This window comes from Coprococcus sp. AM11-30B (assembly GCF_027674365.1).
GTDB classification, from domain to species: domain Bacteria; phylum Bacillota; class Clostridia; order Lachnospirales; family Lachnospiraceae; genus Allocoprococcus; species Allocoprococcus comes.
On the sequence record NZ_JAQDVB010000005.1, the window covers coordinates 130,395 to 144,455 of the forward strand.

Sequence of the window (14,061 nt, forward strand, 5' to 3'; positions counted from 1 at the left end):
AAAAAGCTCCCCTTTTTCTTTTATTATTTTACGATGATCGTCTCCACAGTATTCACTGCTTCTGCAAACAGTTCATCAATCTTTTCACTTAAGTTTTCTTCTGATTTGCGGATCACTTCTACATTCGGTTTGGTTACCGGATGTTTTGCCACGAAGATCGTACAACAGTCTTCGTATGGAAGAATGGAAGTCTCATAGGTTCCGATCTTCTCTGAAATATCTACAATCTCTTGCTTGTCAAACCCGATCAGTGGCCGATATACCGGCAATGTACATACATCGTTGGTTGCCATCAGGCTCTGCATGGTCTGGCTTGCCACCTGTCCGATACTTTCACCGGTAATAAGTCCCAGGCATCCGTCTTCTTTTGCAAAATGCTCTGCAATCCGCATCATATAACGGCGCATGATGATCGTCAGTTCATCATGTGGGCATTTTTCATAGATATAAAGCTGGATATCGGTAAAGTTGACTACATGCAGCTTGATCGGTCCTGTATATTTGGAAACCTGCTTTGCAAGATCCACTACCTTCTGTTTGGCCCTCTCGCTGGTGTACGGCGGTGCATGGAAATAGGTTGCCTCCAGTCCGACGCCACGTTTGGAGATCATATAACCTGCAACCGGACTGTCGATTCCACCGGAAAGCAGAAGCATCGCGGTTCCATTGGTCCCGATCGGCATACCGCCAGGTCCCGGAATGATCTCGGAATAGATATAAATCTCTTCTCTTACCTCTACATGAAGCAGTACATCCGGGTGGTGTACATCTACCCGGATTTCCGGGAATGCATACAGAATAGCTTCTCCGAGGTCATAATTGATCTCCATTGATTTCTTCGGATAGGTTTTCTTTGCACGACGGGACTCTACCTTAAATGTGATATTCTTATCCGGATAAACCTCATCCATGTATGCGATCACATCTTTTTTCAGTTCTTCAAATCCTTTATCCTCTACGCGGACAACCGGACAGATCCCTACAATTCCGAATACTCTTTTCAGAGCTTCTACCACTTCATCTCCGTCATAATCTCCGTCACAGTCCACATAAACTCTTCCCTGTGCTTTATAAGTATGGAATAATCCATCCAGGTCTTTTAACGAATGCCTGATCTGTCTTACCAGTGCATCCTCGAACATATAACGGTTCTTTCCTTTGATTCCGATTTCTCCATATTTTATCAAATAAGTCTGAAACTTCATTCTTTCCTCCTAATGGCGTGTGTACTTTCTAAGCATCGGTACACAATTATATAATGTTTCCAGCGTATAGTCAATTTCTTCTTCTGTAGTAAATTCTGACATACTGAATCTGAGCGTTGCGTCCAGATATTCTTTTCCGGCTCCGATTCCCTTTAACACTCCGCTGATCGCCGGATGGTTGGATGCACATGCCGAACCGGATGATACATAAATCCCCTTCTCTTCCAGTGTATGAAGAAGAACCTCACTCCGGATTCCTGCAAATCCCACACTGATGATATGTGGTGCACTTGTTTCATCATAAAGTCCGTGGATCACAGTATGATCGATTTTCTGTACCCCTTCGATAAAGTGCTGTTTCAAGGCACGCATATGTGCCACCTTTTCATCCAGGTCTGTGTAAATCGTCTTTGCTGCCAGCCCGATTCCTGCAATCCCCGGTACATTTTCTGTTCCGGAACGCATGTTTTTCTGCTGCTCGCCTCCGAAAATGATCGGTTTTACTTTTGCTTTTTCATTGATATAGATAAAACCGATTCCCTTCGGTCCATGGATCTTATGTCCGCTTACAGAAAGCATATCGATTCCCATCTTTTTCGGGTAAATCTTATATTTTCCAAATCCCTGTACTGCATCCACATGGAACAGGATATTTTTATTATAAGCCTTTACGATCGCAGATGCTTCTGCAATCGGCTGAACCGATCCCACTTCGTTATTCACATACATGACCGATACCAGGATCGTCTCGTCACAGAGTGCTTCCTTTAACGCATCCAGGCGGATCCGTCCATACTCATCAACCGGAAGATAGGTCACACGATAGCCCTCCTCCTCTTCCAGGTAACGCATGGTATTGAGAATTGCCGGATGTTCAATTGAACTGGTGATCAGATGCTTGCCGGCACGGTGATTGGCACGTGCACCTCCAATCAATGCAAGGTTGTCACTTTCTGTTCCACCGGATGTGAAATAAAGTTCCTTTTCCTGCACCTTCAGAATCTTTGCAAGTGTCTCCTTCGCCTCACGGACATACGCTTCTGCATCCACACCTTTTTTATGCATGGAGGATGGATTGCCGTAATCCTCACACATCACTTTTCCGACTATATCCCGAACACACTCATAGGCTCTCGTTGTTGCTGAATTATCCAGATAAACTTCCATTTTTCTTTGTCTCCCAAACACTTCTTCTCTTTATCTTATGCAGTTCTTTGCCTGCCGGTCTACTGTTCCAGTTCAAACATCAGTACAGCAAGCGTTGCAAGTCCGGCTGTCTCTGTCCGCAGGATCCGCCTGCCCAGGGTGATGACCTTCGCCCCCATACTGACTGCTGCATCAACTTCTTCCGGTTCAAATCCACCCTCTGGTCCGATAAAAATCCCAACAGACTGTCCACTTTTAATCTGGCGGATCACTTCTCTTGTCACTTCCATACCACCTGCAAGTTCATACGGAAGCAACGTCACATCAAGCTCTTCTGCCATTTTCAGTGCTTCTTTATACGAAAGCGGCATGGTAACTTCCGGGATCCGGCTTCTTCCGGCCTGCTTTGCCGCACTTTCTGCGATGGAATTCCAACGGTCTGCTTTTTTCGCTGCTTTCTTATCATCCAGACGAACAACAGAACGCTTCATTGCTACAGGAATCACCTGATACACGCCAAGCTCCACCGCTTTTTGCACGATCAGCTCCATCTTGTCGCTTTTGGGAAGCCCCTGGAAAAGATACAGCTTTGACGCCGGTTCCGTGTCCGCTTCCATCTCTTCCAGAATATGCATAACCGCCACATCTTCTTCATAGGCTTCCACCTCGCAAAGATAGGTTCTTCTTTCTCCGTCACTGATTTCAGCCTTTTCATGCAGCTTCATCCGGAGCACATTCTTCATATGATTAACATCTCCGCCTTCAATCCGGATCTTATCTCCGGAGATCTGCTGTGGTGTTACAAAAAAATGATGCATCTTTTCTGATCCTCTCTGCCTACGCTTTCGTTTCTTTTCTCGCTGTTACAGATACCCATTCTCCCTGATGATGAACCTCCAGGACCGTGAGTCCTGCTGCCTCTACCGCTGCTTTTACCGTCTCCTCCTTGTCTTCGATGATACCACTTGTCACGTAGATACCACCGTCTTTTAACTGGTTCACGATCACCGGTGTCAGCGGCACCAGTACGTCTGCAAGAATATTCGCCACAACGATATCATAGCATCCATAACCAACTTTATCCTGAACCGCTTTATCATCAATGATATTTCCGATCATTACTTCGTATTTATCCTTTGAAATACCGTTGACTTCCATATTTTCATAGGTTGCATCAATCGCACACGGATCCAGGTCTGTTCCTACAGAATACTTTGCACCGAACATCAGCGCCAGCATTCCAAGAATTCCACTTCCGCATCCTACATCCAGAATTCTGGTGTCCTCTGTCACATATTTGCGGAGCTGACGGATGCAGAGCTGTGTGGTCTCATGCATTCCGGTTCCGAATGCAGTTCCCGGATCGATATGCACGATCATCTTGCCTTCATCTTCCGGCTTTACTTCTTCCCAGGACGGAATGATCAGGATATCATCCACATAGAACTGGTGAAAATATTTTTTCCAGTTATTGACCCAGTCCACATCCTCTGTCTGGGATTCTTCTATCGTTCCTTCACCTACTTCCACATAGGCACGCATATCTTCCAGTTCATTTTTCACAGCTTCCAGAAGACTTTCTTTATCTTCATCTTCTTCCAGATAGAAACTGATATATGCGATGCCGTCATTGATTCCTGTCTCCGGAAGGATATCAACAAACATCTGCTCTTTTTCCGCCTGTGTCATCGGAATCTTATCCTCAATTTCGATTCCCTGTACACCAAGGTCCATCAGCATACTACTGACAATGTCTTCTGCCTCGGTTGTTGTCTTTAATCTGAATTTATTCCACTTCATATTGGTTCTCCTTTTATTGTTGTCCAAGCAAATAATCAATAAACTGCTGTGCAGTACGTCCGCTTAATCCGCCATGGCTCAGTTCCCATTTGTTTGCCTCCAAAAGAAGCTTTTCCTCTTCCATCTCGACACCATAACGATCTGCAAGCGTGGTGACAATCTTCTGGAATTCTTTTTTATCCGGTTTTCCAAAATAAATGGTCACGCCGAATCTTGCTACCAGCGAAAGTTTCTCCTGTACGGTATCATTGGTGTGCAGTTCTTCATCTCTGTCGGCTTTATCTTTGAATGTCTCACGTACCAGATGTCTTCTGTTGGAAGTTGCATAGATCAGGATATTATCCGGTTTCTTCTCCAGACCGCCTTCGATCACCGCTTTCAGATATTTGTACTCAATCTCGAATTCTTCAAAAGAAAGATCATCCATATAAATAATAAATTTGTAATTCCGGTTCTTGATCTGTGCGATCACATCATTCAGGTCTTTGAACTGATGCTTGTACACTTCGATCATACGAAGTCCCTGGTCATAATACTGGTTCAGGATTGCCTTGATCGAAGAAGATTTACCGGTTCCGGCATCACCAAAAAGCAGACAGTTATTAGCTTTTTTACCCTTTACAAATGCCTCGGTATTATCGATCAGTTTCTTCTTGGCAATGTCATAGCCCACCAGATCATCCAGATGGACGTGTGCGATCTTGGTGATCGGCACGATCTGTGCTCCTTCTTCCGTATGCTCAATACGGAATGCCTTGTGAAGTCCGAAAGTTCCCACTCCGAATTCTTTGTAGAACTGGGTTACAGTTGTCTTAAATTCTTCTGCATCATCTGTCTGTGCAAGAGCTTTGCTTAAGTCGCAGATCCGGTCGCGAATCCTCTTGTTAAATACATGTCCCTTGGCATTGACCGGATGATATTCCTCAATCAGTTCCAGACTGTCTGTACCGAGCTTTTCACCCATCTCTTTCAGATCATATTCGAACAGTTCTTTGAAAATCTGAAAATCATGAAGGGCTGCTTTATTGACGCTTCCCTCTACCTCTCCTACCACTTCACAGGCTGTGCTGTAAGCATTCTCACTGTTGGCAAGCAGGAACGTCAGGAAGGTATGCCAGAGGTTCCCCTCGAATCCATAGTTTGCAGCCAGCTCGATCAGCTCATTTAAATTTTCGAAAAGAAGGCTCTTCAAATCCTCTTTGTTGTAATAATCATTATCTGCATTGTCGATCAGAAATGTCATGTCCCGAAGAAGATCTTCATGTTCCATATAACGATATAATATCAGTTCATTTGTTCTCATAGACGTGTCCTCTCTTTTTCAGTCTAATAATTTCCAAGGATTTTCAGGTTCAGTGCTTCTTCCCTCAGTCCACGGATCGCATTTTTCACTGCGGCATCTGCCAGATTTCCTTCAAAGTCCACAAAGAAACGATATTCCCAGCTTTTTCCTTCTACCGGCCGGGATTCGATCTTTGTCATGTTCAGGTCATTGTAAATAAAATGGGAAAGCAGATGGTACAACGATCCACTCTCATGCGGTATTTCAAAGCAAATACTGATCTTGGATGCATTTTTCAGGAATACCTTCTGGTTCGTGACAATGATAAATCTTGTACTGTTGTCAGATTCGTCATTGATCTCTCTTGCCAGGATATCCAATCCGTAAAGCTCTGCTGCATATTCGTTGCAGACAGCTGCCTGCGTGGTATCCTGGTCTTCCATCATCTTCTTGGCCGCCATAGAAGTATTGGCAACACTGATCTGCTGCCAGGTTCCGTGTTCATCCAGGAAATGGGATGTCTGCATCAGTCCTTGTGGATGTGAATACACTCTTTCAATGCTGGAAAGTGTAGTTCCTTTCACTCCGGCAAGCATATGCTTAATCGGAAGGACCGTCTCTCCTACAATGTAATTTTCAAATTCCACCAGAAGGTCATACACCTGTGTCACCGGACCTGCGGAAGAATTTTCAATTGGAAGGACTGCATAATCTGCGCTTCCCTCTTCAATTGCTTCCATTGCATCACGGAATGACGGTACATGGAAGTTTTTCACATTTTTCCCAAAATATTTTAACATAGCTGCCTGGTTGTTGGCTCCTTCCACTCCCTGGAAAACCACACGTGCACCATCAAGATCCAGCTGATCCAGTCCGATAAAGGGAAGTCTTCCCAGAACTCCTTCCTCAGAAAGACGCTGGTACTGCAGCTTTCTGCTCATGCTCATCAGCTGTTCAAAAAGCTCCCGGATCCCTTTTTTGTTAAAATCTGTGGACACCTTTTCCGCTACTGCTGCCAGTTTCTCGTTCTCTCTTGTCTTATCAAATACTTTTCGTCCGTTCTTTATCTTATATTCTGCAACTCCTTCGCAGACCTTCATACGTCTCTCATAAAGCGTGGTGATCTGGTCATCGATCACATCCAGCTCTTTTCTCATCTCTTCCAGACTCTGCATTGTCCCACTCCTTATCGTTTTATCCTTATGTCTTCTTACGCTGACGTTACTAATTTTTCATTATAATATATTTTTTCTGTAAAATCTACATTTCTTCGCAAACCCGATCAGAAAAAACATGTAAAACTTTGTTGAAATACCCATGTTTTTGTTATATTATAGATAAAGAATATATGAACCCGCACATATTCTGCGGTTATTTTTAAGGAGGTTTCTTATGAGACATTTAATGAGTCCTTTAGATTTTTCTGTGGAAGAGCTCGATAAGCTTATGGATCTTGCAGGTGATATCGAAGCTCATCCGGAAAAATATGCACATGCTTGCGCAGGCAAAAAGCTTGCCACTTTATTCTATGAGCCAAGTACCCGTACCCGACTGAGTCATGAAGCAGCAATGATGAATCTCGGTGGTAATGTACTTGGCTTTTCTTCGGCAGCTTCCAGCTCCGCTACCAAAGGGGAAAGCGTAGCAGATACGATCCGTATGGTTTCCTGCTATGCAGATATCTGTGCGATCAGACATCCAAAAGAAGGTGCACCGATGGTTGCAGCGCAGCACTCTTCAATCCCGGTGATCAACGCAGGTGATGGCGGACATCAGCATCCTACACAGACACTGACTGACCTTTTAACCATCCGTTCTCTAAAAGGACGTCTGAATAATCTGAAGATCGGACTCTGTGGAGACCTCAAATTCGGTCGTACCGTACATTCTCTGATCAATGCCCTGGTGCGTTATGAGAACATCGAGTTTGTACTTATTTCACCGGAGGAACTCCGTCTGCCAGGTTATGTACGCAAAGACGTACTGGATAAGAAAAATATCCCATATACAGAAGTAGAGCGCCTGGAGGATGCCCTTCCGGATCTCGATATCCTTTATATGACACGTGTTCAGAAGGAACGTTTCTTCAACGAGGAAGATTATGTCCGTATGAAAGATTTCTACATCCTGGACAAAGGGAAAATGGAACTTGCGCCAAAAGATATGCTGGTTCTCCATCCACTTCCGCGTGTCAACGAAATTTCTGTTGAAGTTGATGATGATCCAAGAGCTGTTTATTTCAAGCAGGTACAGTATGGTGTCTATATCCGTATGGCACTGATCCTGACACTTTTGGATATTCATGTAGATTAAGGGAGGCGAAAGACATGGTTGAAAATACACTGAACATTGGGAAAATTTCAGAGGGCTTCGTACTGGATCACATCCAGGCAGGAAAGAGCATGGATATCTACAAATATCTGAACCTGGACCAGCTCGACTGTTGCGTAGCCATTATTAAGAATGCAAAGAGTAACAAGATGGGAAAAAAGGATATTATCAAGATTGAGTGCCCGATCGATATTATTGATCTGGATATTCTTGGTTTTATCGATCACAATATTACGGTAAATATTATCGAGGATTCTAAGATCGTCGAGAAAAAAGATCTGAAGCTTCCGGCAGAGATCAAGAATGTGATCAAATGCCACAATCCGAGATGTATCACTTCGATCGAGCAGGGTCTGGATCATGTGTTTGTACTGACCGATCCGGAGAAAGAAGTGTATCGGTGCAAGTACTGTGAAGAGAAATATAATCGAAAGAAGTAGATTCAGCTTTTGAACCGTTAGGTAAAGGGACGCCGTGGGAAAATAAAATATCCTCTCCTGATTCTATATGCAAACCATTCCGATGAGCCTCTGGAAACGGAAATTATGTCAGCAATGGCTTCCATAATTTCTGAATATCATCTCCATTGCACATACATGAATCTGGAGAGGATATTTTATTTTTGATCTCCTTTGCACAGTAAGAAAGATAATTCCGGTATTTTTTTCTTCCTAAAAAACCATCATTTTGATTGTTTTCATTTTTAAATATAGTAAAAATATTTTACAGCTACAACAGCTTACGCCCTCGCGCAATCCATTATCATTTTCTCACACCTCTCATATCCAAGCTGTGAACTGTTGAGTGCCAGTGTATAATTAGCCGCCATCCCCCACTTCTGCTCTGTGTAATAATTGTAATTTGCTCTGCGGCGTTTATCCGTATCTTCCATCATTTTTACCGCTTCTGCTTCTGTAAGATCATACAGTCTGCAGATACGCTGTGCTTTTTCCGGCATATTTCCATGTATAAATACATTCAACACATCATCCCTCTCTTTCAGGATAAAATCTGCATTTCTGCCTATGATCACACAGCTTTCTTTTTCTGCAATTTCCAGAATTATTTTCTTCTGTGTTTCATAAACCATATCTTCTACCGATTTTCCTGTTATATCCCGTCCTGCAAACGCATACACAAATAAGCCCTTTTTCGGCGACAGTTCGGAAGTTTTCTGAATATATTCCTGGGAAAATCCAGACTGCTCGGCAATCTGAGTAATGATATTTTTATCATAATACGCAATTTTAAGCTTTTTTGCGACTTCCTCTCCTATAAAACGTCCACCACTTCCAAATTCTCTGCTGATTGTAATAATTTTTTTTGCCATTTTCGCTCCCTCCTTATTTCAGACTGTCTACTTTGTTCTTTTTCATTCTCTTTAAAAATACATATCCTACCAGACAAGCTACAAGCTCAGTAATTGGAAATGCCCACCAGATCAGTGAAACTCCCGCCTGACCGCTTCTGACAAAAATCGAAAAAAATCCCGCCAGCTGTAATATGATCACAAACTGTCTTAGCAGTGAAATCACAAGTGATTCAAAACCTCCATCCAATGCCTGATAGATTCCCTGATATGCCACATTGATTCCTGCAAAAAGAAAACTGATCGAGATAATTCTCATTGCTCCGAAAAAATATTCTCTTGACTGACCTGCGTTAAACAAGCTCGCAAATGCATCTGGGAAAATCTCTGTAATCACAATCCCTGCAATCATCAAAACTACCGTATAGATCAATCCATAACGGATTCCATCTCTGATTCGCTTTTTGCTTCCCATACCATAGGAAAAAGCGATGATCGGCGTAATCGCATCTCGTAGTCCAAATGCCAGGAAAAGTACAAACTGCTGGACTTTGTAGAACAAACCATATGCGGTCTGGGCTGCCGGGTTGAATTTTAAAATAAGATTCATGACATAGACCATGATCGACATCAGTGCCTGTGCAATAATTGCCGGAAGACCGATCGTATAGATTTCCTTTATAATTCCGGATTCTGGTTTCATATACTTTACACCGTGCTCAAATTCCTTATTTAATTTCATATGGAATACGAATAATAATATTGCAGATACAACCTGTCCGATAACGGTTGCATAAGCAGCACCACGCACTCCCATTTCCGGCACAGGTCCAATCCCGTAGATCATGATCGGATCAAGGATCATATTGACCACGGCTCCTACAACCTGACCGATCGTTGAATAAAGAGAACGTCCGGTTGCCTGTAACAACTTCTCAAATAATGAAAAGTAGATAATTCCAAAAGAAATCACGCAGCATATCCTCAGATAACTTGTTCCCATCGAAAGGACCTCCGGATCCACTGTCTGCGAGGAAATGTATGCTTTTACTCCAAAAATTCCGAACAACAGACATACTGCATAAATGATTGTTCCAAGGAACAGACTGTTTCCTGCAACCTTCGCTGCCTTTCTCGGATTTTGCTGCCCCAGCGTCCTTGCAAGAAGTGCATTGGTTCCCACACCGGTTCCGATTCCAACTGCTACCATCAGCATCTGAATCGGGAACACCAGTGTCAGCGCATTTAACGCCGCTTCACTTCCCACCTTCATGTTTCCGACAAAGGCACTGTCTACAATGTTATAGACCGCCTGTAATGCCATAGATAAGATCATCGGTATCCCCATCTGGATCATAAGCTTATTTACCGGCATCTCCCTCATCTTGTTACTTTCTGCCATTTTAACTTGCTCCTCCTTCTTCTAAAAAATAACTATGCCGCGGCACATAGTGCCTTTTATTTCATAAAAAATTCCGAAAGAACTTTTAATGAAATAAAAAAAGTATGTACTTATCTCATAAGTTGGACTTACGCTGATAAGCTACACACTTTTCCATGGCATTATTATAAAAAACAAAAAACGAGCAGCAAAACTGGATTTACGCTAGTTCGGCTACTCGTTCAATAATTTATTATATTGGGCGTTTTTCAAAAAGTCAAACAAAAATTTCAGAAAATTCTTTCTCCTATGAACCATTTTTATCATTTACAAAATTCGACATTTTTATCATTTACCTTTTATTCAACAACTTTTTATAAGAAAGATCAATGGCAAATGCCCCAAGCGGCGCTGTCAGTACGATCGCAAGTACTGCCACCGTAAGCACCATATCCCCGCAGGCAAATCCCAGCGAAAGCGGAATTCCTCCGATTGCCGCCTGCACCGTTGCTTTTGGTGTATATGCCATCATCACAAAGACTTTCTCTTTTCCACCAAGACTGGTTCCAAGCAGGCATACAAATACGCCAAGCATCCGGAACAGCAATGCGCCTGCAATCAAAAGCACTGCCTTAATTCCAACCTTTCCCAGATACCCGATATTGACCGTTGCTCCAACCAGTACAAACAGAAACACCTCTGCTCCAACCCACAATTTTCCGTATTTTATGGAGATTCTTTTTGCAACAGTCTCTCTTTTTCTCTGCAGTCCGATTCCGATAAACATAATTGCGATCAGCGCGGAAAATGTAATTGCAGTTGTCAGCCTGTCTTCGATCGTAACAAGCAAAAATGATATACTCAAAATAATCAGAACCTTTGAAGTATCCCGGATATGGACTCTTTTAAAGAAGTAGCCCAGCAAGGTTCCGGTAATCAGCCCTATTATGATTCCCAAAATGATCGATACCGGGATATTTACAAAACTGATAACGGAAGCTCCCTTTCCCTGCATCATCCCCACAAACGTAGAAAATAATACGATCACATAGACATCATCTACGGATGCCCCGGCAAGGATCAGTTGGGGGATTCCTTCCTTTACTCCGTATCCTTCCTCCATCATTTTTACCATTCTCGGCACTACAACCGCCGGTGAAACGGCTGCAAGAACTGCTCCCATAATTGCTGCTTCCAGCAAGCTGATTCCCATCAGTTTTGGTGCGAGTAAAAGCATTCCCAGAAGTTCAAAACTCGCAGGGACAAAACACATCATCACAGCAGACCTTCCAATCTTCTTCAAACCCGACAGATCCAGTCCAAGACCTGCCCTTGTTAAAATGATGATCAATGCAATTTTCCGAAGCTCGGATGAAATTCCAAGAATACTCCCGTCCAGCAGATTCAGGACATATGGTCCGAGAACCACACCGGTCGCTAACATTCCAAGCAAACCTGGCAATTTGATCTTCTGACAGATCCAACTCATACACATTCCAACAAGCAGGATCAGCGCAATACTTAATAACATAAAAAATACCTCCTATAGACGCAGAAAAAAGCTGAGACTTTCTGCGTGTCATGTAATCGCAGAAGTCATCAGCTTTTATAAGCGGTTTAAGCAATCTTGTTACTAAGGGAGAACCTCATTCCCTTTATTTTCTGTTGAAAGTGTAACATACCAGCTTCCATTTAGCAAGAAAATCTGGATTTTTGTTTTGCATTTTTCACCTGTAAGAAAATTACTGTTCCTTTTTCCTGTTCATATAGATAAAGAAAATCACATTCATAATTACCCCGACAGTCGTAGACACCGGTGCTGCCAGACCGATCTTTGTCAGGCTGGCGTTTGGCTGGATACTCATCACATAAGCGAACGGCAGACGTACCAGAAGTGTCTGGATCAGGCCCTGCGTCATAACCCATACCGTCTTATTATTTCCGTTAAAATATCCGATCATGCTGAAAAGGATTGCAGTCACAATGGTTTCTGCCCCAAATCCTCTCAGATACTCAAAAGCTCTCTGGATAACTGCTACATCCGTGGTAAAGAATCCTGCAAGCAGATCTCCCTTAAACATCACCAGTACAAATACAACACATCCTACAGTCAATCCGATTCCAATTCCTGTAAACAGCGCATGTTTCGCTCTTTTTATCTTTCCGGCTCCGATGTTCTGCGATACGAAAGAAGCCATGGACTGCATCAGGGCACTTGGTACCAGCATGACAAAATTTACGATCTTGCATGCAACACCATAACCGGAGGATGCTTCCAGGCCGAGCCGGTTGACAAATGCACATAGTGCCAGAAATGAAATCTGTGTCAGTCCTTCCTGAAGTGCGAGTGGCAGTCCGATCTTAAGGAATTTCCCACACTGCGGATTCCATCCGAAACTCTTTCTGGAAATCGTAAACGGAAGGTTCTTTTTCATCAGGATGATGACTGCAAAGACAACGCTGCATCCCTGTGCCATTACAGTCGCAATTGCCGCTCCCGCTGCATCCATATGAAGTCCTGCAACCAGAACAAGATCCCCCATGATATTGATGATACATGCGACCAGAACAAATAACAGCGGGGATTTGCTGTCTCCCATTCCTCTGAATATAGCGGCCAGCACATTATATGCCACGATAAAGAAAATTCCACATCCGCAAATACGCACATAGCTTGATGTAAGGGTAACTGCCTCTTTTGGTGCCTGCATCAGAACAGAAATCGGATGTGCAAACAACACCATTAAAATAAACAGCAGAACGGATATCCCAGCAAATACAACTGCGGATCCTCCGATTACAGAACCAATCTGTTCTGCCCGTTTTTCTCCCAGATACCGGGCGATCAGTACCGTCACGCCCATTGCAAGCTGTGTCACTACAAATGTCACCAGATTCAGTACCTGGCTTCCTGTAGAAACCGCAGAAAGTCCCGATGTCGAGCCATAACGCCCGACCACCAGAAGGTCTACTGCACCGTAAGCCGCCTGCAGGATCAATGCCCCCAGAATCGGTATCATAAAGGCAACCATTTTCTTCAAAATGCTTCCCTGTGTAAAATCTGTCTTATCTGCTGCCATCGTATTCTCTCCTCTCTCTCATAATCTGATAGAATTTTTCGATTGTCCGGATCATATTCTGAGCATCCTCTTCCGATATCTCGTCCATATAAGGTGCTAGCATGTCAAAATACTGTGCATCGAATTTCTGATGCAGTTCTTTTCCGGCCTCTGTGATCGTAATATAAGTCACTCTTCCGTCATCCGGCGATGCAATCTTCTGAAGAAATCCCTTCTCTTCCATTTCCTTTACGGTTCTGGTAACACCGGGTCTTGGAAGATTTAGTGCATCACTAATATCCGATATCTTCACGGAAACATCATCTTTTTCCAGCATCTGAATCGCATCCAGATACTGGATAAATGTTGACCGCACACCACTTGGCAGCGGCGGAAGCAGCTCCCGGATTCGCTTTGCCTGGTAGCATGCATCAAACATTCTCTTAATTGTTCTGTTTTCCATGTACCTGTTCCTCCTGTAATTATTTTTGTGAAACCATCATTCTCTGTTTTTTTTGATCTTATGATAATATTAAAATAATTATCAC

At 43.2% G+C, this 14,061-nt stretch carries 13 protein-coding genes and 1 riboswitch; of the genes, 2 read left to right on the forward strand and 11 right to left on the reverse strand.

Going from position 1 to position 14,061, the window contains the following annotated elements; translation table 11 throughout:
- Window positions 1-23: 23 nt before the first annotated feature.
- From thiI to pheA, 6 genes are read right to left on the reverse strand one after another with little or no spacing between them, the layout of a single operon-like run.
- Window positions 24-1,205, reverse strand: a complete 1,182-nt coding sequence (thiI, locus tag PGU50_RS04435; RefSeq protein WP_055155635.1) for a tRNA uracil 4-sulfurtransferase ThiI — start codon at window positions 1,203-1,205, stop codon at window positions 24-26.
- Between the two features lie 9 nt (window positions 1,206-1,214).
- Window positions 1,215-2,372, reverse strand: a complete 1,158-nt coding sequence (locus PGU50_RS04440) for a cysteine desulfurase family protein (protein WP_008374989.1) — start codon at window positions 2,370-2,372, stop codon at window positions 1,215-1,217.
- A gap of 59 nt (window positions 2,373-2,431) precedes the next feature.
- Window positions 2,432-3,169, reverse strand: a complete 738-nt coding sequence (locus PGU50_RS04445) for a 16S rRNA (uracil(1498)-N(3))-methyltransferase (protein WP_270246200.1) — start codon at window positions 3,167-3,169, stop codon at window positions 2,432-2,434.
- A gap of 19 nt (window positions 3,170-3,188) precedes the next feature.
- The gene (gene prmA, locus PGU50_RS04450; protein ID WP_008374985.1) at window positions 3,189-4,151 is read right to left on the reverse strand and encodes a 50S ribosomal protein L11 methyltransferase; all 963 of its coding nucleotides are present in this window, start codon (window positions 4,149-4,151) and stop codon (window positions 3,189-3,191) included.
- Window positions 4,152-4,164: 13 nt separating this feature from the next.
- On the reverse strand, window positions 4,165-5,454 hold the full coding sequence (locus PGU50_RS04455) for an ATP-binding protein (RefSeq protein ID WP_270246201.1): 1,290 nt from the start codon (window positions 5,452-5,454) through the stop codon (window positions 4,165-4,167).
- A gap of 23 nt (window positions 5,455-5,477) precedes the next feature.
- Window positions 5,478-6,608: a prephenate dehydratase gene (pheA, locus tag PGU50_RS04460; RefSeq protein WP_055155638.1), complete on the reverse strand. Its 1,131-nt coding sequence runs from the start codon at window positions 6,606-6,608 to the stop codon at window positions 5,478-5,480.
- A gap of 217 nt (window positions 6,609-6,825) precedes the next feature.
- Between pheA and pyrB the strand changes: the two genes are divergently transcribed.
- Window positions 6,826-7,746, forward strand: a complete 921-nt coding sequence (pyrB, locus tag PGU50_RS04465) for an aspartate carbamoyltransferase (protein ID WP_117823146.1) — start codon at window positions 6,826-6,828, stop codon at window positions 7,744-7,746.
- A gap of 14 nt (window positions 7,747-7,760) precedes the next feature.
- On the forward strand, window positions 7,761-8,204 hold the full coding sequence (locus PGU50_RS04470; RefSeq protein WP_117556128.1) for an aspartate carbamoyltransferase regulatory subunit: 444 nt from the start codon (window positions 7,761-7,763) through the stop codon (window positions 8,202-8,204).
- Window positions 8,205-8,503: 299 nt separating this feature from the next.
- On the opposite strand, the gene PGU50_RS04475 is transcribed toward PGU50_RS04470, so the two are convergent.
- The 5 genes from PGU50_RS04475 to PGU50_RS04495 all read right to left on the reverse strand — a co-directional run bounded on the left by PGU50_RS04475 (window position 8,504) and on the right by PGU50_RS04495 (window position 13,976).
- Window positions 8,504-9,094, reverse strand: a complete 591-nt coding sequence (locus tag PGU50_RS04475) for a cytidylate kinase-like family protein (protein WP_270246202.1) — start codon at window positions 9,092-9,094, stop codon at window positions 8,504-8,506.
- A 13-nt stretch (window positions 9,095-9,107) separates the two neighbouring features.
- Window positions 9,108-10,475: an MATE family efflux transporter gene (locus tag PGU50_RS04480; RefSeq protein ID WP_270246204.1), complete on the reverse strand. Its 1,368-nt coding sequence runs from the start codon at window positions 10,473-10,475 to the stop codon at window positions 9,108-9,110.
- Between the two features lie 331 nt (window positions 10,476-10,806).
- Window positions 10,807-11,985 carry a cation:proton antiporter gene (locus PGU50_RS04485; protein ID WP_270246205.1) on the reverse strand — a complete coding sequence of 393 codons (1,179 nt, stop codon included), beginning with the start codon at window positions 11,983-11,985 and terminating at the stop codon, window positions 10,807-10,809.
- 52 nt (window positions 11,986-12,037) lie between these two features.
- Window positions 12,038-12,117: riboswitch (Fluoride riboswitch) on the reverse strand.
- A gap of 79 nt (window positions 12,118-12,196) precedes the next feature.
- On the reverse strand, window positions 12,197-13,534 hold the full coding sequence (locus PGU50_RS04490; protein WP_117556136.1) for an MATE family efflux transporter: 1,338 nt from the start codon (window positions 13,532-13,534) through the stop codon (window positions 12,197-12,199).
- The gene (locus PGU50_RS04495) at window positions 13,521-13,976 is read right to left on the reverse strand and encodes a MarR family winged helix-turn-helix transcriptional regulator (RefSeq protein WP_117556138.1); all 456 of its coding nucleotides are present in this window, start codon (window positions 13,974-13,976) and stop codon (window positions 13,521-13,523) included. Before PGU50_RS04495 ends, PGU50_RS04490 begins: the two co-directional genes overlap by 14 nt.
- Window positions 13,977-14,061 lie beyond the last annotated feature (85 nt).